This is a genomic window from Sphingobium fuliginis, assembly GCF_015074805.1.
Taxonomy (GTDB): domain Bacteria; phylum Pseudomonadota; class Alphaproteobacteria; order Sphingomonadales; family Sphingomonadaceae; genus Sphingobium; species Sphingobium fuliginis.
In genome coordinates, this window is sequence record NZ_CP060036.1 from 769050 (window position 1) to 790000 (window position 20951).

The following is a 20951-nucleotide window of genomic DNA, read 5'->3' on the forward strand; positions in this document are numbered from 1 at the left end:
CGGGGCCGCGCATCATCATGTTGAAGAGAATTCGTACCGAGCATGTCGAATTGGGCATGTTCCTCCACAAGATGGAAGGGTCATGGTTCGCCCACCCCTTCTGGAAGAGCAGGATGCTGCTGGAGGATGCCGAACAACTGGAAACGTTGAAGGCGAGCAAGGTCGAATGGGTGCAGATAGACACCTCTCGCGGCGCTGACCTGAAGCCCAGCGAAGCGCCCGCCCCGCCCCGCGCGCCGGCTGCCGACCAGCGTGACCGTCCGTTCGGCCGTGCGGGCGCCACCATAGCCCGGCGCGGGGCGCCGCCGCCCGTCAGCCGTCCGTTCGACCCGCTGTCGAAGGACAGGCTGCCGGCCAAGGCGGAGATGGTTCATGCCAACCGCCTCGCCCGCAAGTCGGTGCGCGCGATGCAGAAGATCTTCGACGATTCCCGACTGGGCAATGCGATCAAGCTCAACAGGCTGGAAACGATGATCGATGAGATCTCCAGCTCCATCCAGCGCAATCCCCACGCCTTCATGGCGGTGACGCGGCTCAAGAACACCAGCGAATATCTCTATCTGCACGCCCTGTCGGTCTGCGCGCTGATGATCAGCCTGGCGCAGCAGCTCCGCCTCTCTCCGGAAGAGGTGCAGCAGGCCGGGCTTGCCGGATTGCTGATGGACGTCGGCATGGGCCATGTGCCGCAGGAAACCTGGGACAAGGACAGTCCGCTGACGCCGGAGGAATGGGAGGTGGTGAAGAGCCACACCACGCTGGCGCATGAATTCCTGGCGCTGGGCGGCGAAATGCCGGACGCCGTGCTGGACGTCTGCCTCCATCACCATGAGCGGTTGGACGGCAGCGGCTATCCCCATGGGCTGAAGGGCGATGAAATCGGACGGTTCGCCCGCATGGCGGCGATCTGCGACACCTATGACGCGATGACGTCCAACCGCATCCACCGTCATGGCGAGGACCCATCCCGCGCGCTGCTGATGCTGGACGAGGCGCAGACGCTCTACGACCCCGAAATCTTCCAGGCGTTCCAGCGCGCGGTCGGCATCTATCCCATCGGATCGCTGGTCCGCCTGCGCTCGCACCGGCTGGCGATCGTGGTCGAGCAGAATGCCGACGACCTGACGCTGCCGGTGGTGCGGCCCTTCTATTCGCTTTCCGACCGCAGCTTCGTGAAGGCGGAGGACATAGACCTTTCCAACTGCTTCGGCGCGGACCAGATCATGACCCGCGAAACGCCGGAGGGTTGGGACATGACCGAATGGCCCGCGCTCAGCGCCAGGCTGCTCGCGGCGGCGGGATGAAGGCGGGGGCCCTGCCCTGAAAATTCGTTGCGCCTGCCCGCCGGGCAAGGGATATAGGCGGCATGATCGTGCCGGATATGCCCTCTACCGCGGCGGGCGTCGCCGTTCATTATGACGAACTGGACCTCGCCTACCGGCGGATCTGGGGCGAGCATGTGCATCATGGCTATTGGCGGAGGGGGAGCGAGAGCCCCGCCGAAGCGGCCGAAGCGCTCGTCGAGGAGGTGGAGGCGCGGCTTGCGCCGGAACCAGGACAGAGGCTGTGCGACATAGGATGCGGCTATGGCGCCACCGCCGCCCGGATCGTCGCCCGGCACGACGTCCATGTCACGGGCCTCACCCTCTCCTCCGCGCAGGAGAAGGTGGCAGGCGCGCGTGCGCTGTCCCGCTTCACCTGCCTGCGTCGGGACTGGCTGCACAATGATCTGCCCGATGCGGGTTTCGACGGCGCCTATGCGATCGAAAGTTCCGAACATATGGTCGACAAGGCCCGCTTCTTCACGGAAGCGGCACGGGTGCTGCGGCCCGGCGGGCGGCTGGTCGTCTGCGCCTGGCTGGAGGGCGAAGGCGCGCGGCCATGGGAAGTCCGCCACCTGCTGCGACCCATTTGCCGGGAGGGGCGGCTTCCCGGCATGGGCAGCCGGGCGGATTATGAGGCGCTGGCCGCCCAAGCGGGGTTCGCGCTGCGCGACCATGAGGATGCCAGCGTCCGCGTCCGCCGCACCTGGACGATCTGCCTGCGTCGGCTGGCGGTGGCCATGATCCGCGACCCGGCCCTGCGGAGCCTTGCGCTCAATCCCCGGACCCGGAACCGCGACTTCATCCTCAGCCTGCCGCGCCTGATCCTGGCGCTGCGCACCGGCGCGATGCGCTACGGCATCTTCCTGTGGGAGAAGGACAGCGCCGGTCCTAGGGTGTGAGGGGATTCAGCCCATGGCGACCTGCGTCCGATTTAGCGCAGCGTGCTCTAGCGCAGCCGGGTCCAGCGCTGCGACTGGCACAGGAACAGCACGCATCCCGTCAGCCTGAGCGATCCGTCCGCGTTCAATCCCAATGTCGCGCGGTAGCTTCGCCCCGATTTCGGGTCATAGGCGCGGCCGCCCTTCCAGATCGCGCCGTCGCGGCGGAAACCCCAAAGGGTGAGCAGGCCCAATATCGGCTGCCCGCGCAACTTGGGGTCGGGATTGTTGACATCGGTCGCCGGCACGCCCGGTCCCTTGTCCAGCACTTGCGCGATCCGACCGCACATCTGCCCGCCGCACGGCGCGATCTGCACCACGCCCTTCCGGTCCTCGGTCAGCCAACGGCCCTCGACGGACGGCGGCGAGGCCGCCGCCGCCATGATCAGGAGCGCGGTGAAATATCCCATGGCATGCACCTCCATGCCCATGAAGATATGCTATGATGCCGGAGAAGAAGAGAGGGCATATGGCCGACCTTTCGATCCGTTCGCGGCAGGAAGAGCAGATGGACGCGCCAGACCTGGACCCCGCCGTCTATGAGCGGGTGCTGCACGACCTCGCCCGCGTGAACCGCTGGACCTTCACTGCCTGGCCCACCATCGCCTTCCTCAACCGCGCGGTCGGTCCGGCCCGGCATTTCCGCCTGCTCGATGTCGGTTTCGGAGACGGCGACGTCCTGCGCGCGGTCGCCCGCTGGGCCCGGAAGCGCGGGATAGAGGCCGAGCTGATCGGCGTCGACCTCAATGAAAAGAGCCTTGCCGCGGCCCGCCACGCGACTCCGCCCGAACTTGCCATCGACTATCGGGCCGGCGACTATCTGGACCAGCCGGAGCAGTTCGACTTCATCATCTCCAGCCAGGTGACGCACCATATGACGGATGCGCAACTGATGACCTTCCTGCGCCATATGGAGGCGGAGGCGCGGATGGGGTGGCTGATCTGCGACCTGCACCGGCATGGATTTGCCCATTGGGGCTTTCCGCTGCTCGCCCGCCTGCTGCGCGTCCACCGCATCGTGCGGGAGGATGGCCGGCTGTCCATTGCCCGGTCCTTCCGCCCCGGCGACTGGGCGGAGCTGTTGCCCCAGGCGGGCATCAGCCTGGACGATGTGCGGATCGTGCGGCGCTTTTCCTTCCGCCTGTGCGTGGAGCGGATATGCGGGTGAGCAGCGCGGCCTGAACGCCCAGCCCCGGCATCAGGCCCAGCAGCCGCATCAGCAGCCCGCGTCCCCATGGTCCCGCCGCCCCGTGGCGCAAGGCTTCGGCAATCGCCAGCGGCCGCCGGCTGCGGCGGCGCCACTGGTCCTGCCAGCCCATCGCCGCCTGCGCTCCACCCCGCAGATAGGCCTGCGCGGCGCTGGTCCCGCTGTGGAGCGCGATGGCGATGCCGTCGCCGGCCAGGGAAGCGATCACCGCGCCCTGATCCCCGATGCGGAAGAGTCCCGGAACGCTCGCCGCCGCGCGCCAGCCATAGGGCACGCCGGCAATCGCTTCAAAAGAGGGCGGCATGTTTCCAGCCATGCGGCGGGCCAGATGGGGCGCCTCCGCCATGATCGCCTGCATCAGCGCGGGCGCGCCATCCGACAGCCGGTCCCGCGCAACGGAAAGGCAGAGATTGGCGGTGCCATCCTCCTGCAACAGCAGGCCGGCGTAGCCGCCGTCGAACAGGTGCATCTCGATCACGCCCGTCAGGTCCGCGCTGCCGGGCAGGGTCGCGCGAAACCCGACGCAGGGCGGTTCCCGACGGCCGGTGAGATCGCGGGCCAGCCCGCGCAATTCATGCTTGCCCGTCGCCAGGAACAGCGCATCGCCGGCCAACTGCCCGCCATCGTCGAACCGGATCGAACGCGCTGCGGGGTCGGCGGCGCGCACCGCCCGGCCCCGCTGGACGACGGCTCCCGCCCGCGCCGCGCGCGCGATCAGCGCTTCGTCCAGCGTCCGCCGCGACAGCCCCGCCGCGACATGGGGCAGCGGCAGTTCCAGATGCCGGCCGTCCGCCACCAGCCGCAACCGCCGGATCGGCCGCGCGCCCAGCGCGACCGCGTCGACACCCAGATCGCCCAGTGCCGCCAGCGCATCCCAGCCGAGGAAGCCGCCGCACACGCCATCATGCGGGCCGCTCCGGCGGTCGAGGAGATGCACCTGCGCCCCCGCCCGAGCCAGGGCGATCGCCGCCGCCGCGCCCGCCGGTCCGCCACCGACGACCAGAGCGGGCAGGCGCGCCGTCATGCCAGCCCTTCGAAACGGAATCCTTCGGCCGCCAGTCCCGGTCCGAAGGCCAGCGCCACCCCCCGCCCCGCGTCCGCCAGCATGTCGTGCAGGATGAACATCAGGGTGGAGGAGGACATGTTGCCGAACCGCGCCAGCACGCTCCGCGACGGCGCCAGGGCATCGCGGCTAAGGTCCAGTCCCTGCTCCACCGCGTCCAGGATCGACCGGCCGCCTGCGTGCACCGCCCATCGGTCTATCCCGGCCATATCGTCGCTTCCCCACAGGCGGCGGCGCACCGAGGGATCGCCCAGCGCCGTCAGGATGCGCCCCGGCACCTCTCCGGACAGGTGCATGACAAAGCCGCTATCCCCTATGTCCCAGCGGATCAGTTCCGCCGAATCCGCGAGGTTGAGCGAGAAGGGCCGGTCGATCGCGACGCCGGCGTCCTCCCCCGTCACCAGAGCGGCGGCCGCGCCGTCCGCGAACTGGAGCATCATCAGCAGCCGCTCGATCTGCCATTCCGGCTGGAAATGCAGGGAAGACAGTTCGACCGTCACCACCAGCACCCGCGCATCGGGTTCCGACCGGACGATGTGCCGCGCCGTCCGCAACGCCGCGACCGCCGCATAGCAGCCCATGAAGCCGACCAATGTGCGCTCGACCCCCTCCAGCCCCAGCCGTTCGGCAATGATCTGGTCGATGCCGGGGGCGACGAAGCCGGTGCAGCTCGCCACCACCAGATGGCTGATCCGGTCGAGCGGCACCTGCGCCCTCAACCGCGCGATCGCCTCCATCGCCAGGCGGGGCGCATGATCGGCATAGCAGCGCATGCGCAGCGAGGTCGGCGGCATTTCGCCCGCGTAGAAGCCGCCGGGATCGACCGGCGATCCGCCCTCGGCGGTCGGCGGCAGCACGCACCAGCGATGCCCGATGCCGGACCGCTCCGCCATGCGCTGGAACAGCCGGCGCTCGCGCGGATCGTCCAGTTGGCCGGTCGCCCAGCGAATGAAGGGTGCATGCATGTCCAGCGCGGGGACGGCGCACCCGATGGCGTTGATGCGAGCGCGCGTATCGGTCATCGGGTCGTCATGGCTCCTGTCTTCGTGGAACGTCCGGGTGGGGGGAAAGGATCAATCGCGGCAGCCTGGCCCCTGCCGCCCTTAGACCTCCACTTCCTTCTCCAGACGTCCCTCTCCCCCGAAAACCTGCAAATATCGGGCGATCTCCTCCGGCTCGCCTGTCGCCTTGGCGGGGTTGTCGGACAGCTTGACCGCCGGGCGGCCATTGGCCTCCACCACCTTGCACACCAGCGAGATCGGATCGAGCCCGGTCGTGGCAAAGGGCGCGCAATCCCTGAAATCATTGGTGAGGTTGGTGCCCCAGCCAAAGCTCATCCGCACCCGCCCGGCAAAATGCCGGTAGGTCGCCTTGATGCTGTCGACATCCATGCCGTCGGAGAAGATCAGCAGCTTCGACCGCGGATCGCGTCCCTTTTCCCTCCACCAGCGGATGATCCGCTCGCCCCCCTCGATCGGCGGCGCGCTGTCGGGGCGGAAACCCGTCCAGTCCGCCACCCAGTCCGGCGCATGGCGCAGGAACGCCGCCGTGCCGAAGGCATCGGGCAGCACGACCAGCAGGTTGCCGGCATAATGATTGCGCCAATCCTCCAGCACGCGATAGGGGGCGGCGGCCAGCCCCTCATCCCCCTCGGCCAGGGCGGCCAGCACCATCGGCAGCTCATGGGCGTTGGTGCCGATGGCCTCCAGATCGGCGTCCATCGCCAGCAGCACATTGGACGATCCGATGAACCGGCGGCCCAGCCGTTCCTTCAGCGCCTCCACGCACCAGCGCTGCCAGAGGAAGCCGTGCCGCCGCCGCGTGCCGAAGTCGGATATGACGAGGTCGGGCAGTTGCGCCAGCCGCTCCACCTTCTCCCACAGCTTCGCCTTGGCGCGGGCGTAGAGCACGTCCAGTTCGAACCGCCCCCGTCCCTTCATCGCCGCGCGGGATCGCAATTCGTTGATGATCGCCAGCGCCGGGATTTCCCACATGCTGCTGTGGGTCCAGGGGCCGTGGAAGCACAGTTCATATTGGCCGTCGACCTTGCGCAGGTCATAGTCGGGCAGGCGGAAATCGGCCAGCCACGCGATGAAATCCGGGCTGAACATCTGCCGCTCGCCATAAAAGCTGTTGCCCGCCAGCCAGATCAGTTCCTTCTTCCCGAAGCGCACGGACCGGGCATGGTCGAGCTGCGCGCGCAATTCGCCCTCGTCGATGACCTCGGCCAGACGCACGGATTGCGTGCGGTTGATCAGTTTGAAGGTCGCCTGCACATCCGGGTAGAGGTGACGGATCATCTGGAGCATCAGCAGCTTGTAGAAATCCGTGTCCAGCAGGCTGCGGACAATGGGGTCCAGCCGCCAATTATGATTATAGGTGCGGTTGGCGATGTCGGTGTAAACCATCGAAATTCCGTTCAGCCCGTGACCGGCCCCAGTCTATGCGCGACAGGCGCGACTGTCAGCCATCGTCGCCAATCGAACCGGATATGATCCCGTTCCCCTTCATCTGCAAAGACGGCGCCGTCCTCGTCCATCCGTGACCCGGCCGGCCGTGTCCTGCGGCCATGATGGCCGGAACCCGCGCCGCGCGCCATTTTCATACGCAATTTCTATGCCCTGCCCTTTTCCCCTCTCTCGATTTCAAACGCCGCCCTGTCCTAATTGAGCGGCGGCAGACGATGGCCCGTCCCGCACCCCGCGCGACAGCTTCGGCTGCGGGAGTTTCCTTATGCAAGACATGCTCTGGATCGGCTTGATCCTGATCCTTCTCGCCGCCAGCCTCGGCTATGCCGCGCTGTGCGGGCGGGCGTGAGGGCGGGCGCCATGACCATCGACCTCTGGCTCGCCGCATTCACCGCCATCGGCCTCCTCCTCTATCTGGTCGCCGTGCTGGCGCGGCCCGAACGCTTTTAGGGAGGCGCGTTCCATGACCTTTCAGGGATGGCTGCTGATCGCGGCCTTTGTCGGCCTGTTGCTGATCCTCGTGAAGCCGGTCGGCCTCTGGCTGTTCGCGCTTTACGAAGGACGCCGCACGCCGCTTCACGGCCTGCTCGGCCCTGTGGAGCGCGGCTTCTACCGCCTTTCCGGCATCGATCCGCGGGAGGAACAGGGCTGGCGCCGCTATGCGGTGCATATGCTGGTCTTCAACACGGCGCTGCTGCTCCTCACCTATGCGCTGCTGCGGATGCAGGCGGTGCTGCCGCTCAACCCGCAGCATCTGGGCGCGGTGAGCGGGCATCTCGCCTTCAACAGCGCGATCAGCTTCACCTCGAACACCAACTGGCAGAGCTATGCCGGGGAATCGACCATGTCGAACCTCAGCCAGATGCTGGCGCTCACCATCCATAATTTCCTTTCCGCGGCGACGGGCATTGCGCTCGCTTTTGCGCTGTTCCGGGGATTTGCCCGGCGCAGCAGCGCGACCATCGGCAATTTCTGGGCCGATATGGTGCGGGTGACGCTCTATCTGCTGCTGCCGCTCTGCGTCCTCCTCGCGATCTTCTACATGGCGAGCGGCGTGCCGCAGACGCTGGCGGGACCGGTCGAGGTCACGACGCTGGAAGGCGCGAAGCAGACGCTCGCCCTGGGACCGGTCGCGGGTCAGGAGGCGATCAAGATGCTGGGCACCAACGGCGGCGGCTTCTTCAACGCGAACAGCGCCCACCCGTTCGAAAATCCGACGGCGCTCACCAATTTCGTGCAGATGCTGTCGATCTTCGCCATCGGCGCCGGCCTCACCCACAGCTTCGGCAAGGCGGTGGGCAATGTGCGGCAGGGATGGGCCATCCTCGCTGCGATGATGGTCCTGTTCCTTGCCGGCGTCGCGATCACCTGTTGGCAGGAGGCGGCCGGCAATCCGGTCCTCCATCATCTGGGCGTTCCCGGCGGCAACATGGAGGGGAAGGAGGTGCGTTTCGGCATCGCCGCCTCCGCCCTCTTCTCCGTCATCACCACGGCGGCGAGCTGCGGCGCGGTCAACGCCATGCATGACAGCTTCACCGCCATCGGCGGCCTCGTCCCCCTGTTCAACATGCAATTGGGGGAAGTGGTGGTCGGCGGCGTCGGCGCGGGCATATACGGCTTCCTGCTGTTCGCCATCCTCGCCGTGTTCGTGGCGGGGCTGATGGTCGGCCGCACGCCGGAATATGTCGGCAAGAAGATCGAGAGCCGGGAGGTGAAGCTCGCCGTCCTCGCCATCGCCGTGCTGCCGATGGCGATACTGGGCTTCACCGCGATCGCGAGCGTGTTGCCGGCGGGCCTTGCCGGCCCGCTCAACAAGGGACCGCACGGGTTCAGCGAGATCCTCTACGCCTTCACCAGCGCGGTCGCCAACAACGGATCGGCCTTTGCCGGACTGACCGCCAACACCCCCTTCTACAACGGCCTGCTGGGCGTGGCGATGTGGATCGGCCGCTTCTTCATCATCATACCCATGCTGGCCATAGCCGGCGGACTGGCGGCGAAGAAGTACACGCCGGAAACCGCGGGCAGCTTCCCCACCACGGGGCCGCTGTGGACCGGGCTGCTGGTCGGCATCGTGCTGATCGTCGGCGGCCTCACCTTCCTCCCCGGCCTTGCCCTTGGCCCCATGGCCGATCATCTCGCGATGGTCCGTGGCCAGCTCTTCTAAGGATCACAAGCCCATGCCCCGGTCCGAAACCCGATCGCTCTTCACCGCCGACCTCATCCTGCCCGCGATGGGCGACGCTTTCCGCAAGCTGAACCCCAGGGACCTGATCCGCAACCCGGTGATGTTCACGACCGCCGCCGTGGCGGTGCTGCTGACGCTGTTGCTGGCCGTGGGGCAGGATCATCTTGCCCCTGGCTTCAAGCTGCAACTGGTGGCCTGGCTGTGGCTGACGGTTCTGTTCGGCACCTTTGCCGAGGCGCTGGCCGAAGGACGGGGCAAGGCGCAGGCCGCTTCGCTGCGCGCGACCAAGGCGGAACTGACGGCCAGGCGGCTGAAGGGCGACGCGGTCGAGACCGTCCCGGCGAGCGCGCTCAGGATGGGCGATGTCGTGCTGGTCGAAACCGGCGACCTCATCCCATCCGACGGAGAGGTGGTCGCCGGCGTCGCTTCGGTCAACGAGGCCGCCATTACCGGCGAATCCGCGCCGGTGATCCGGGAGGCGGGCGGCGACCGCAGCGCGGTGACGGCGGGCACGCGCGTCATTTCCGACCGGATTCGGGTGCGGGTGACGGTCAATCCGGGACAGGGCTTTCTGGACCGCATGATCGCGCTGGTGGAGGGCGCCGAACGGCAGAAGACGCCCAATGAGATTGCGCTGACGCTGCTGCTGGTCGGCCTGACCATCATCTTCCTGATCGCCGTGGGCACGATTCCGGGCTTTGCCAGCTATGCCGGGGGCGCCGTGCCGGTGGCGATCCTCGCCGCCTTGCTGATCACGCTGATTCCCACGACCATCGCCGCCCTCCTCTCCGCCATCGGCATCGCGGGCATGGACCGGCTGGTGCGCTTCAACGTGCTGGCCAAATCGGGCAGAGCGGTGGAAGCGGCGGGGGACATAGACACGCTGCTGCTCGACAAGACCGGCACCATCACCGTCGGCGACCGTCAGGCGACCGAGTTCCGCCCCGTCGGCGGAACGTCCCCGGCCGAGTTGGCGGAAGCGGCGCTGCTCGCCAGCCTGGCCGACGAAACGCCGGAGGGCCGCTCCATTGTCCTGCTGGCGCGGGAGAAGTTCGGGCAGAGCGCGGATGCGCTGCCCGAAGGCGCGGTGGTCGTTCCCTTCACGGCACAGACCCGCATTTCCGGCGTAACGCTGGCCGGTTCGACCATCCACAAGGGGGCGGTGGACAGCATCCTGCGGGCCAATCCCGCCCTAGACAGGGAAGCCGCAACCCAGGAACTGCGCCGCATCACCGACGAGATCGGCCGCGCGGGCGGCACGCCTCTGGCAGTGGCGAAGGATGGGAGGCTGCTTGGCGCGATCTTCCTCAAGGACATCGTCAAGGCGGGCATTCGCGAACGCTTCGGGGAACTGCGGCAGATGGGCATCCGCACGGTGATGATCACCGGCGACAATCCCCTTACCGCCGCCTCCATCGCGGCGGAGGCGGGGGTGGACGACTTCCTCGCCCAGGCCACGCCGGAGGACAAGCTGGCCCTGATCCGCAAGGAGCAGGAGGGCGGCCGGCTGGTCGCGATGTGCGGCGACGGCACCAATGACGCCCCGGCGCTGGCGCAGGCGGATGTCGGCGTCGCCATGAACACCGGCACCCAGGCCGCGCGGGAGGCGGGCAATATGGTCGACCTCGACAGCGATCCGACCAAGCTGATCGAGGTGGTGGGCCTGGGCAAGCAATTGCTGATGACGCGCGGCGCGCTGACCACCTTTTCCGTCGCCAACGACGTCGCCAAATATTTCGCGATCATCCCCGCCATGTTCGTGGCGCTCTATCCGGGGCTGGGGGTGCTGAACATCATGGGCCTTGCCAGCCCGGAAAGCGCGATCCTGTCCGCGATCATCTTCAACGCGCTGATCATTCCCTGCCTGGTGCCGCTGGCCCTGAGGGGCGTGACCTACCGGCCCATCGGCGCCGGGCCTCTGCTGGCGCGGAACCTCGCCATCTATGGGCTGGGCGGGCTGGTCGCGCCGTTCGCGGGCATCAAGCTGATCGACCTTGCCGTGAATGGACTGGGTCTGGCGTGACGGACGGCGGAAAGGATAGCAGAATGTTCACCGACCTTAAAACCTCCCTTCGACCCGCGCTCGCGATGACGCTGCTCTTCGCGTTTCTGCTGGGCATCGCCTATCCGCTGGCGCTGACCGGCATCGGGCAGGCGCTTTTCCCGTTCCAGGCCAATGGCAGCCTGATCAGGCAGAGCGGCAGACCGGTGGGCTCCACGCTGATCGGCCAGAATTTCGCCAGCGACCGCTATTTCCATTCCCGTCCGTCGGCGGCGGGCAAGGGCTATGACGGGCTCGCCTCCTCCGGTTCCAACCTGGGGCCCGCCAGCAGGGCGCTGGCCGACCGCGTCGCGCGCGACATTCAGGCCCTGCACTCACCCGGTCGTCCCGTTCCGTCCGATCTGGTGACAACCTCCGCATCGGGGCTGGACCCCCATATCAGCCCCGATGCGGCCTTTTTTCAGGTCGGGCGGGTGGCGAAGGCGCGCGGTCTGGAGCCGGGCCAGGTTCGCGCGCTGGTCGACCGGAGCATAGAGCGACCGCTTCTGGGCTTTCTGGGGGAAGCGCGGGTCAATGTCCTCGAAATCAATCGACGGCTGGATGGCATCGGCGCTAATCAGGCGGGATGAGCGAACCGGACCGCCGCGATCCAGAAGCCTATCTGCGTCAGGCGGCGCGGGAAGGCCGCGGGCGTCTGAAGATATTCCTCGGCGCGGCGCCGGGCGTCGGCAAGACCTATGAGATGCTGATCGACGGCATGCAGCGCCTGAAGGCCGGCGTCGACGTGGCGGTGGGCGTGGTCGAGACCCATGGCCGGCGGGAGACGGAAGCGCTGCTCCACGGCCATGAGGTCATTTCCCGGCGCGCAGTCGATCATCAGGGCCATAGCCTGGGCGAGATGGATCTGGACGCGATCCTCGTCCGCCGCCCCGGGCTGGTGCTGGTGGACGAACTCGCCCACAGCAACGCGCCGGGCAGCCGCCATCCGAAACGCTATCAGGATGTGGAGGAGCTGCTCGACGCCGGGATCGACGTCTATTCGACCGTGAATATCCAGCATGTCGAAAGCCTGAACGACGTCGTCGCCTCCTTCACCCGCGTCCGGGTGCGCGAGACGGTGCCGGATTCCATCCTCGAAACGGCGGAGATCGAGGTGGTCGACATTCCGCCCGACGAGCTGATCGATCGGTTGAAGGAGGGCAAGGTCTATATCCCGGCGGAGGCCAGCCGGGCGCTCAACCATTTCTTCTCCAAGTCCAATCTGACCGCGCTGCGCGAGATGGCGTTGCGCCGCGCCGCGCAGGCGGTGGACGCGCAGATGCTGGACTATGTGCGCGCCCATGCGCTGGCAGGCAGCTTCGCGGCGGGCGAGCGGGTCGTCGTCGCCATCAGCGAACTGCCGAGCGCGCAGGGGCTGGTCCGCGCCGCCAAGCGGCTGGCCGACGCACTGAAGGCGCCCTGGACCGCCGTGCATATCGAAACGCAGCGCAGCCTGGCCTTCACGGCGGAGGAGCGCGGCCATCTGGCCGACACCATGGCGCTCGCATCGCGCCTGGGCGGAACGACCGCGACCATCCCCGCCCCCAGCGTCGTGGCGGGGCTGCGCCAATATGCGGCGGACGCCCGCGCCACCCAGATCGTGATCGGCAAGGCGAGCCGAAGCTGGTGGTTCGAACTGCGGCACGGGTCGGTGGTCGACCGTCTGGTCCGCGCCATGGAAGACGTCGCCATCCACGTCCTGCCGGGCGACCGGTTCGCGCCGCCCCGCCGGACCGCCCGCATGGGGCCATGGGGCAAGCCCGCCGACTATCTCTGGTCCACGGCGATGATCGCGCTGATGACCGCCATAGGGCGGCTGCTGGTCCAGACCATCGCGCTCGGCAATATCGCCCTGCTCTATCTGGTGCCGGTGATGTTCGCCGCCGCCAGCTTCGGCCTGCGCGCCGGGCTGTTCGCGGGTCTGCTTTCCAGCCTCGCCTATAATTTCTTCTTCCTGCCGCCCACCGGCACGCTGACCGTCAGCAATCCGGAAAATGTCATCTCCATCCTCGTCCTGCTGGGCGTCGCCATCGTCACCAGCCAGTTCGCCGCCCGCGTCCGCGCCCAGGCGGACCTGGCCCATGGCAGCGCCCGGCAGAATGCGGCGCTGGCGGGATTTTCCCGGCAACTGACCGCGGCGGCCAGCCAGGACGAGCTGATGCATGCCATCTGCGCCGAAGTGGGGCGAATGTTCGACGTGCGCACCGTCCTCCTCCTCCCATCCCCCGACGGTCCGCAACTGCGCGCCGCCGTGCCGCCGGAGGACCGGCTGGAGCAGATAGAGAAGGCCGCCGCCCAATGGGCGATGGACAATGAGCAGCCCGCCGGGCGCGGTTCCTCCACATTGACGGCGTCGGACTGGCTGTTCCACCCGCTGCGCACGACGCGCGGCGTGCTGGGCGTGCTGGGACTGGCGCGGGAGGATGCGGGGGAGCCGTTGCGGTCCGACCAGTTGCCGCTGCTCATGAGCCTGCTCGACCAGGCGTCCATCGCCTTCGACCGCATGGCGCTGGAGGAGGAGATGCTGGACGCCCGCCAGATCCGCGAGCGCGACCGGCTGCGTTCCGCCCTGCTCTCCTCGGTCGGGCACGACCTGCGCACGCCGCTCACCACCATCATCTCCGCCGCGCATGAACTGAAGCGCCAGCACCCCTGCGACCTTGCCGACACGGTGGAGGCGGAGGCGTTGCGGCTGACCCGCTTCGTCGCCAATCTGCTGGACATGGCGCGGGTGGAGGCGGGCGCCCTGCCGCTGAAGCTGGAGCCCGTGGACCTGTTTGACGCGGTGGCGGGCGCCATCCACGATACGCGCCAGTCGCTTGGCCGGCATGAGGTGAAGGTCGACATATTGCCCGATATTCCGCTGGTGCGGGTCGATTCGACGCTGCTGCACCATATCCTCATCAACCTGCTCGACAATGCGGGGCGCTATGCCGATCCGGATACGCCCGTGACCATCCAGGGCCAGCGGCTGCCCGACGCGATCACCCTGTCGGTGATCGATCAGGGACCGGGCATCCCGCCGGGGAGCGAGGCGCGCGTCTTCGACACCTTCACCCGCATGGAGGGGTCGGACCGGGCGAAGCATGGCACCGGCCTTGGCCTTGCCATCGTCAAGGGCTTTGCCGAGGCGATGGGGCTTGGCGTATCGGCCGCCAACCGGGCCGATCCGCCCGGCGCCTGCTTCACCCTGCGCTTTCCGCAGGCCTCGATCCTGTCTCCGCTTGCTGACGAGGACATGTCATGACCACCCGTTCATCCGGTCGCCACAAGGTGCTGATCATCGATGACGAACCGCAAATCCGTCGCCTGATCCACGCGGCGCTGACCCGCGCCGACCATGCGACGGTGGAGGCCGCCAATGCGCGCGAGGCGCTGGACAAGTTGCGGGAGGAGCGACCCGACATCTGCCTGCTCGACCTTGGCCTGCCCGACCGCGACGGGCTGGAGCTGGTGCCGCTCATCAAACGGGATTCGGACGCCAGCCTGATCGTCATATCGGCGCGCGACGCGACCGAGCAGAAGGTCGCCGCACTGGACCTGGGCGCGGACGATTATCTGACCAAGCCCTTCGATACCGACGAGATGCTTGCCCGCGTGCGCGTGGCGCTGCGCAACCGCATGACCAAGGATGGCGGCGTTTCGATGGTCCGCGCAGGGGATGTGGCGATCGACCTGATGGCGCGGATCGTGACAAGGGGCGGACAGGAAGTGCATCTGACGCCGAAGGAATATGGCGTGCTGGCGCAACTGGCGAAATATCCGGGGCGGGTGATCACCCATCAGCAGATCATGGCGCAGGTCTGGCCCAACGAGCATGCGCATCATGTCGAATATCTGCGCGTGCTGGTGCGAACCCTGCGGCAGAAGTTGGAGGACGACCCGCAGCGGCCCCGCATCATCGCGAACGAACTGGGGATCGGCTACCGGTTGAAGGAAGCGGATGGGGGTTGAGCCCCCCTCCTCCCTCTAGTCATCATCGCCACGGAGCGGAAATCCACCCTCCATAAGAAGCCCCTGGCGGCACGTCCGGGGGATGGGTTCCCGCCTTCGGGAATGACGGGGTGAAGTTGAAAAATGAAGGGGAATCAGATTTCGACCTGCGACCCCAGTTCCACCACCCGGTTCGTCGGCAGCTTGAAGAAATCCATGGGCGTCACGGCATTGCGCATCATCCAGGCGAACAGCTTTTCCCGCCAGATCGCCATGCCGGGCTTTTCCGACGGGATCAAAGTCTGGCGGCTGAGGAAATAGCTGGTCTGGCTGACATTGATGGGGCCGCCGCAGCCCTGGACCGCTTTCATCGCGGCGGGAATGTCGACTTCCTCCATGAAGCCGTGGCGCAGCACCACGCGGTAGAAGCCTGCCCCCAGTTCCGTCACTTCGGAACGGCCGGTGAGCGGCAGATGAGGCACGCCCTCAGTCCGCACGGTCAGGATGATCACCCGCTCGTGCAATATCTTGTTATGCTTCACATTGTGCAGCAGCGCCGGCGGCACGCCCTCCACACGGGAATTGAGGAAGATCGCCGTGCCCGGCACCCGCTTCAGGGAGCCGGAGACGGACTGGATGAACAGTTCGACCTCCATCGCTCCTTCCAGCAGATAGAAGTTCATGATCTTCCGCCCGGTCGACCAGGTCGTCAGGATGATGAACACCACCGCCGCCACCAGCAACGGGAACCAGCCGCCATCGGGAATCTTCGTCGCGTTGGACAGGAAATAGGCGCCGTCCACAGTGAGGAACAGCCCCGTCACGCCAGCGGCGAGCAGCCTGTTCCAGCGCCATACGCTGAAGGTCAGCACCGCCATCATGCAGGTGGTGATGACCATGGTCCCCGTGACGGCAATCCCATAGGCGGCGGCCAGGTTGCTCGACGACTGGAAGCCCAGAACCAGCAGCACGACCAGGAACAGCAGCGCCCAGTTGACCAGCGGCACATAGATCTGCCCCGCCGCCGAAGCGCTGGTATGCGCGATCTTGAGGCGCGGCAGGAAGCCGAGTTGCACCGCCTGCTGCGTCACGGAAAAAGCGCCGGAAATCACCGCCTGGCTGGCGATCACCGTGGCGAGCGTGGCCAATATGACCAGCGGCAGCCGCGCCCATTCCGGCGCGAGCAGGAAGAAGGGGTTCTCCGCCGCCTCAGGCAGGTCCAGCAGCAGAGCGCCCTGGCCCATATAATTGAGCAGCAGGCAGGGAAAGGCGGCGTAGAGCCAAGCTATGCTGATCGCCTTGCGCCCGAAATGGCCCATATCGGCATAGAGCGCCTCCGCCCCCGTCACCGCCAGTACGACCGAACCCAGCGCCAGGAAGGCGAGCTTCGCATCGAGCGCGAAGAAATGGATGGCCCACATAGGGTTGACGATGGCGACAATCCCCGGATGGCGCACGATGTTGAGGATGCCGAGCGCCGCCAGCACCAGGAAATAAACCGCCATGATGGGCCCGAACAGCGCGCCCACCCGGGCGGTGCCATGTTTCTGGATCAGGAACAGCCCGATCAGAATGACGATGGCGATGGGAAGGACGAAGGGCGCAAATCCGTCATTCACCGTCTCCAGCCCTTCCACGGCCGAGAGCACGGATACGGCGGGGGTTATGATCGCGTCGCCATAGAATAGCGCTGCCGCCAGAACGCCCAATATGGCGATGGTCGGCGTCCATCGGCTCTCCCCCAGCTTGCGGGAGATCAGGGCGAGCAACGCCATGCTGCCGCCTTCGCCATGATTGTCGGCGCGCATGATGATGAACACATATTTGACCGTGACGATGAGCGTCATGGTCCAGAAGACCAGCGACAAGACGCCATAGATATGGGCAGGATCGACCGCCAGCGGATGGTGGCCGACGAAGCTCTCCTTCAGGGCATAGAGCGGCGAGGTACCGATATCCCCGAACACCACGCCCAGCGCCCCCAATGCCAGAAGCGACAACTTCCCCTGCGGATGGCTATGGCCCACCCCCTCGCCCGCTCGATCCGTCATCCGTACCGTCACTCGCTGTTGCCGGGCCGCCCATCGCATGAAGCCGCATTATATTTCCAGTGGGGCTTTATGCGATCGGCATAGGATTCGCATAGGAATGCCGGAAAACTCCCCCGAATCCTATGAAATTTCAACGCGGACGATCGGTTCTCGCTCTCGATAAGCTATGCGGGAATGCGCAATTGAACATTCTCCGGGAAGGAGAATGCGGCAAATGTCGGACTGGCATGAACATCTGGTGGCCAGGATCGGGTTGAGGTTGGCGGGCCTGATCCTGTTGATCTCCACCTGGCCAGAAGGCGGGCTGCTGCGCAGGCTGGTCATGGAGAATCCGGCAGCGGACATGACCATGCCGGAATTTGCGCTGGCCGCGCTGCTGTTTCTAAGCGCAAGCGCGGGTGCGGCCCTGACGATGATGGGCGCGCGTCTTTGGCAGCCGGTAGAGCTTTCAGCGCGTTGGTCCAGCGCCATGGGTGATTTACCCAGGTTTGGAGGGTGGGTTTGAGGTATGATTTGGGCTGGTGGTTTGCCGGTTGCCAGCGCCTGAGGGGCTGCGCTTGGGGGGGCATTGCGCCTAGGCGCAGGAGATTGCGAATGGGTTAATGTGAAGCGCGAGCTATAATGCCTGGCGACGCCCTACTCTTCCGGGGCTTGAGCCACAGTACCATCGGCGCAGACTGGTTTCACGTCCGAGTTCGGGAAGGGATCGGGTGGGTCACAGACGCTATGGTCACCAAGCAATAGAGCTTGCGCTTCGGGTTTTAATCGGTGCCGTGCACTTGTGCGTTTCGGTTGAGAAACGCGTCATCAAATGAGTTGGTTTGTTTATCTGGCATGAGGTTGATCACCACGCTCGATGGCAGACGCTGGTTTTATCCAGTGTTGTCATTGATGGTGGGACTCTCAGGCGCGATCAGAGCAATTAGGACCGGTTAGCTCCATATGTTACCACACTTCTACATCCGGCCTATCAAGGTCGTGGTCTACGACCGCTCGAAGAAATCTTATCTTGAGGGAGGCTTCCCGCTTAGATGCTTTCAGCGGTTATCCCGTCCATGCATAGCTACCCTGCTGCGCCCTTGGCAGGACGACAGGTACACCAGAGGCATGTTCAACCCGGTCCTCTCGTACTAGGGTCAACTCCTCTCAAATTTCGACGCCCACGGCAGATAGGGACCAAACTGTCTCGCGACGTTCTGAACCCAGCTCACGTACCACTTTAATTGGCGAACAGCCAAACCCTTGGGACCTGCTCCAGCCCCAGGATGTGATGAGCCGACATCGAGGTGCCAAACGATTCCGTCGATATGAGCTCTTGGGAATCATCAGCCTGTTATCCCCGGCGTACCTTTTATCCGTTGAGCGATGGCCCTTCCACGAGGGACCACCGGATCACTATGACCGACTTTCGTCTCTGCTCGACTTGTCAGTCTCGCAGTCAGGCGGGCTTATGCCATTGCACTCTAACAGACGGTTTCCAACCGTCCTGAGCCCACCATCGCGCGCCTCCGTTACTCTTTAGGAGGCGACCGCCCCAGTCAAACTACCCGCCACAGAGGGTCCCTGCACCGGATAACGGTGCGAGGTTAGACATCAGAAAACAACAGGGTGGTATTTCACCTATGGCTCCACCGGAACTGGCGTCCCGGCTTCAAAGCCTCCCACCTATGCTACACAGTTCTTTCCTAATGCCACTCTGAAGCTGCAGTAAAGGTGCACGGGGTCTTTCCGTCTAACCGCGGGTACTCCGCATCTTCACGGAGAATTCAATTTCGCTGAGCATATCCTGGAGACAGTGGGGAAGTCGTTACGCCATTCGTGCAGGTCGGAACTTACCCGACAAGGAATTTCGCTACCTTAGGACCGTTATAGTTACGGCCGCCGTTTACCTGGGCTTCAATTCAGAGCTTGCACTCCTCCTCTTAACCTTCAGGCACCGGGCAGGCGTCAGGCCCTATACGTCGTCTTGAAGCCGACTTAGCAGAGCCCTGTGTTTTTGCTAAACAGTCGCTACCCCCTGGCCTGTGCCCCCCACAAGTGCTTGCGCATATGTGGGGCCTCCTTCTTCCGAAGGTACGGAGGCAATTTGCCGAGTTCCTTCAGGATACTTCTCTCAAACGCCTTGGTATACTCTACCATTCCACCTGTGTCGGTTTAGGGTACGGTCTATACGGTGGGGCTATTTCCTGGGACAACTTCCCTGCCCGGACCAATCCAATAAGGCCGAACAAGTTACGCCATCCGTCACACACCACCAGGCCCACGAATATTAACGTGGTTCCCATCGACTACCCCCTTCGGGCTCGTCTTAGGGGCCGGCTTACCCTGCTCAGATTAGCTTTAAGCAGGAACCCTTGGAATTTCGGCGACAGTGCATCTCACACTGTTAATCGCTACTCATGTCTGCATTCGCACTTCCGATACCTCCACGGTCGGTTACCCTCCCGCTTCAACGGCCTACGGAACGCTCCGCTACCGCTCAGTCAAAAGACTGAACCCTAAGCTTCGGTGCACGTCTTGAGCCCCGTTACATCTTCGCCGCAGGATCTCTTGTTTAGACCAGTGAGCTGTTACGCTTTCTTTAAAGGATGGCTGCTTCTAAGCCAACCTCCTGGTTGTTTTGGAAATCCCACATGCTTTCCCACTTAGACGTGACTTGGGGACCTTAGCTGTAGGTTAGGGCTGTTTCCCTTTTGACGACGGACCTTAGCACCCGCCGTCTGTCTGCCGGACTAGACTCGTTGGTATTCGGAGTTTGGTTAGTATTGGTAGATCTCGCGACCCCCGCAACCATCCAGTGCTCTACCCCCAACGGCAATCATCCGACGCTCTACCTCAATAGATTTCGCGGAGAACCAGCTATTTCCCGGCTTGATTGGCCTTTCACCCCTAAACACAACTCATCCGATAATTTTTCAACATTAAACGGTTCGGCCCTCCAGTGCGTGTTACCGCACCTTCAGCCTGGTCATGCCTAGATCGCCGGGTTTCGGGTCTAATGCATCGAACTCAAACGCCCTGTTCAGACTCGCTTTCGCTGCGCCTACACCTAACGGCTTAAGCTTGCTCGATACACTAAGTCACAGACCCATTATGCAAGAGGTACGCGGTCAGGTCTCAAGGACCCTCCCACTGCTTGTAGGCATCCGGTTTCAGGTACTGTTTCACTCCCCTCATCGGGGTGCTTTTCACCTTTCCCTCACGGTACTGGTTCGCTATCGGTCATGTACGAGTATTTAGGCTTGGAGGGTGGTCCCCCCATGTTCAGACAGAGTTTCACGTGCTCCGCCCTACTCAAGTCCTGATGTTTCGTTTTCACATACGGGGCTGTCACCCGCTATGGCGCCACTTTCCAGAGGCTTCTGTTAACTAAACACCAGGCGCTGGCCTGGTCCGCGTTCGCTCGCCACTACTAACGGAATCTCGGTTGATGTCTTTTCCTCCGGGTACTGAGATGTTTCAGTTCTCCGGGTTCGCTTCACCAAAGCCTATTTTATTCAGCTTAGTGATACCTCTCCCATTTAACGCTGTGCCCGATCGCTCGGGTGCAGCCTTAAATGGTGAAGGTGGGTTGTCCCATTCGGAAATCGCGGGATCAAAGCTTGCTCACAGCTCCCCCACGCTTATCGCAGCGTGCCACGTCCTTCATCGCCTGTACATGCCAAGGCATTCACCAGATGCCCTTACCTCACGCTTGAGAGTCCACACCACCAATGACAGCACTGGAGATAGCGCCGCAT

The 20951-nt window shown here is 64.9% G+C and carries 15 protein-coding genes and 2 rRNA genes; 10 read left to right on the plus strand and 7 right to left on the minus strand.

What is annotated here, in order from left to right; genetic code table 11:
- Positions 1-17: 17 nt before the first annotated feature.
- Positions 18-1301 (plus strand): cyclic di-GMP phosphodiesterase, encoded by a 1284-nt coding sequence (locus H5V43_RS19640; protein WP_025549811.1) that lies wholly within the window; start codon positions 18-20, stop codon positions 1299-1301.
- 62 nt (positions 1302-1363) lie between these two features.
- On the plus strand, positions 1364-2221 hold the full coding sequence (locus H5V43_RS19645; protein WP_025549812.1) for a class I SAM-dependent methyltransferase: 858 nt from the start codon (positions 1364-1366) through the stop codon (positions 2219-2221).
- A 47-nt stretch (positions 2222-2268) separates the two neighbouring features.
- Here the strand turns inward: H5V43_RS19645 and H5V43_RS19650 are convergent, their stop codons facing one another.
- Positions 2269-2670, minus strand: a complete 402-nt coding sequence (locus H5V43_RS19650; RefSeq protein WP_044662863.1) for a DUF2147 domain-containing protein — start codon at positions 2668-2670, stop codon at positions 2269-2271.
- Positions 2671-2729: 59 nt separating this feature from the next.
- Here H5V43_RS19650 and H5V43_RS19655 point away from each other — a divergent pair, with 59 nt between their 5' ends.
- On the plus strand, positions 2730-3428 hold the full coding sequence (locus H5V43_RS19655; protein WP_025549814.1) for a methyltransferase domain-containing protein: 699 nt from the start codon (positions 2730-2732) through the stop codon (positions 3426-3428).
- On the opposite strand, the gene H5V43_RS19660 is transcribed toward H5V43_RS19655, so the two are convergent.
- The 3 genes from H5V43_RS19660 to pncB all read right to left on the minus strand — a co-directional run bounded on the left by H5V43_RS19660 (position 3358) and on the right by pncB (position 6938).
- Positions 3358-4491: an NAD(P)/FAD-dependent oxidoreductase gene (locus H5V43_RS19660; RefSeq protein WP_193666826.1), complete on the minus strand. Its 1134-nt coding sequence runs from the start codon at positions 4489-4491 to the stop codon at positions 3358-3360. The two genes, H5V43_RS19655 and H5V43_RS19660, sit on opposite strands and share 71 nt — an antisense overlap.
- Positions 4488-5552, minus strand: coding sequence for a type III polyketide synthase (locus H5V43_RS19665; RefSeq protein ID WP_025549815.1), 1065 nt, complete (start codon positions 5550-5552; stop codon positions 4488-4490). Before H5V43_RS19665 ends, H5V43_RS19660 begins: the two co-directional genes overlap by 4 nt.
- A gap of 81 nt (positions 5553-5633) precedes the next feature.
- Positions 5634-6938 (minus strand): nicotinate phosphoribosyltransferase, encoded by a 1305-nt coding sequence (gene pncB / locus H5V43_RS19670; RefSeq protein WP_044660622.1) that lies wholly within the window; start codon positions 6936-6938, stop codon positions 5634-5636.
- 420 nt (positions 6939-7358) lie between these two features.
- On the opposite strand from pncB, the gene H5V43_RS19675 reads away from it, so the two are divergent.
- The 6 genes from H5V43_RS19675 to H5V43_RS19700 are packed head-to-tail and all read left to right on the plus strand — an operon-like array spanning position 7359 to position 15181.
- Positions 7359-7448 carry a potassium-transporting ATPase subunit F gene (locus tag H5V43_RS19675; RefSeq protein WP_037483019.1) on the plus strand — a complete coding sequence of 30 codons (90 nt, stop codon included), beginning with the start codon at positions 7359-7361 and terminating at the stop codon, positions 7446-7448.
- Positions 7449-7461: 13 nt separating this feature from the next.
- Positions 7462-9165 carry a potassium-transporting ATPase subunit KdpA gene (kdpA, locus tag H5V43_RS19680; protein ID WP_044660621.1) on the plus strand — a complete coding sequence of 568 codons (1704 nt, stop codon included), beginning with the start codon at positions 7462-7464 and terminating at the stop codon, positions 9163-9165.
- 13 nt (positions 9166-9178) lie between these two features.
- Positions 9179-11209: a potassium-transporting ATPase subunit KdpB gene (gene kdpB, locus H5V43_RS19685; RefSeq protein WP_025549817.1), complete on the plus strand. Its 2031-nt coding sequence runs from the start codon at positions 9179-9181 to the stop codon at positions 11207-11209.
- A 23-nt stretch (positions 11210-11232) separates the two neighbouring features.
- A complete protein-coding gene (gene kdpC / locus H5V43_RS19690) occupies positions 11233-11817 on the plus strand; it encodes a potassium-transporting ATPase subunit KdpC (protein WP_193666827.1) in 585 nt (194 codons plus the stop codon).
- Positions 11814-14474 (plus strand): sensor histidine kinase, encoded by a 2661-nt coding sequence (locus H5V43_RS19695; RefSeq protein ID WP_137708898.1) that lies wholly within the window; start codon positions 11814-11816, stop codon positions 14472-14474. The genes kdpC and H5V43_RS19695 overlap by 4 nt, the downstream gene beginning before the upstream one ends.
- Positions 14471-15181, plus strand: a complete 711-nt coding sequence (locus tag H5V43_RS19700; RefSeq protein ID WP_025549818.1) for a response regulator — start codon at positions 14471-14473, stop codon at positions 15179-15181. Before H5V43_RS19695 ends, H5V43_RS19700 begins: the two co-directional genes overlap by 4 nt.
- A 134-nt stretch (positions 15182-15315) precedes the next feature.
- Here the strand turns inward: H5V43_RS19700 and H5V43_RS19705 are convergent, their stop codons facing one another.
- Positions 15316-17211 carry a potassium transporter Kup gene (locus tag H5V43_RS19705; RefSeq protein WP_025549819.1) on the minus strand — a complete coding sequence of 632 codons (1896 nt, stop codon included), beginning with the start codon at positions 17209-17211 and terminating at the stop codon, positions 15316-15318.
- A gap of 214 nt (positions 17212-17425) precedes the next feature.
- On the opposite strand from H5V43_RS19705, the gene H5V43_RS19710 reads away from it, so the two are divergent.
- Entirely contained in the window at positions 17426-17716 is a 291-nt protein-coding gene (locus H5V43_RS19710; RefSeq protein ID WP_025549820.1) for a hypothetical protein, read from the plus strand.
- A 118-nt stretch (positions 17717-17834) separates the two neighbouring features.
- Here the strand turns inward: H5V43_RS19710 and rrf are convergent.
- Together rrf and H5V43_RS19720 are read right to left on the minus strand one after the other, a co-directional pair.
- Positions 17835-17949: ribosomal RNA gene (rrf, locus tag H5V43_RS19715) — 5S ribosomal RNA — on the minus strand.
- A gap of 164 nt (positions 17950-18113) precedes the next feature.
- Positions 18114-20908 (minus strand): 23S ribosomal RNA (locus H5V43_RS19720).
- Positions 20909-20951 lie beyond the last annotated feature (43 nt).

Coding starts and splice junctions, on each gene's coding strand:
- kdpC (WP_193666827.1), top strand. CDS start 11,233: ATGTTCACCGACCTTAAAACCTCCCTTCGACCCGCGCTCGCGATGACG.
- H5V43_RS19705 (WP_025549819.1), bottom strand. CDS start 17,211: ATGACGGATCGAGCGGGCGAGGGGGTGGGCCATAGCCATCCGCAGGGG.
- H5V43_RS19675 (WP_037483019.1), top strand. CDS start 7,359: ATGACCATCGACCTCTGGCTCGCCGCATTCACCGCCATCGGCCTCCTC.
- H5V43_RS19640 (WP_025549811.1), top strand. CDS start 18: ATGTTGAAGAGAATTCGTACCGAGCATGTCGAATTGGGCATGTTCCTC.
- H5V43_RS19710 (WP_025549820.1), top strand. CDS start 17,426: ATGTCGGACTGGCATGAACATCTGGTGGCCAGGATCGGGTTGAGGTTG.
- H5V43_RS19645 (WP_025549812.1), top strand. CDS start 1,364: ATGATCGTGCCGGATATGCCCTCTACCGCGGCGGGCGTCGCCGTTCAT.
- H5V43_RS19655 (WP_025549814.1), top strand. CDS start 2,730: ATGGCCGACCTTTCGATCCGTTCGCGGCAGGAAGAGCAGATGGACGCG.
- pncB (WP_044660622.1), bottom strand. CDS start 6,938: ATGGTTTACACCGACATCGCCAACCGCACCTATAATCATAATTGGCGG.
- H5V43_RS19665 (WP_025549815.1), bottom strand. CDS start 5,552: ATGACCGATACGCGCGCTCGCATCAACGCCATCGGGTGCGCCGTCCCC.
- H5V43_RS19660 (WP_193666826.1), bottom strand. CDS start 4,491: ATGACGGCGCGCCTGCCCGCTCTGGTCGTCGGTGGCGGACCGGCGGGC.
- kdpB (WP_025549817.1), top strand. CDS start 9,179: ATGCCCCGGTCCGAAACCCGATCGCTCTTCACCGCCGACCTCATCCTG.
- H5V43_RS19695 (WP_137708898.1), top strand. CDS start 11,814: ATGAGCGAACCGGACCGCCGCGATCCAGAAGCCTATCTGCGTCAGGCG.
- H5V43_RS19650 (WP_044662863.1), bottom strand. CDS start 2,670: ATGGGATATTTCACCGCGCTCCTGATCATGGCGGCGGCGGCCTCGCCG.
- kdpA (WP_044660621.1), top strand. CDS start 7,462: ATGACCTTTCAGGGATGGCTGCTGATCGCGGCCTTTGTCGGCCTGTTG.
- H5V43_RS19700 (WP_025549818.1), top strand. CDS start 14,471: ATGACCACCCGTTCATCCGGTCGCCACAAGGTGCTGATCATCGATGAC.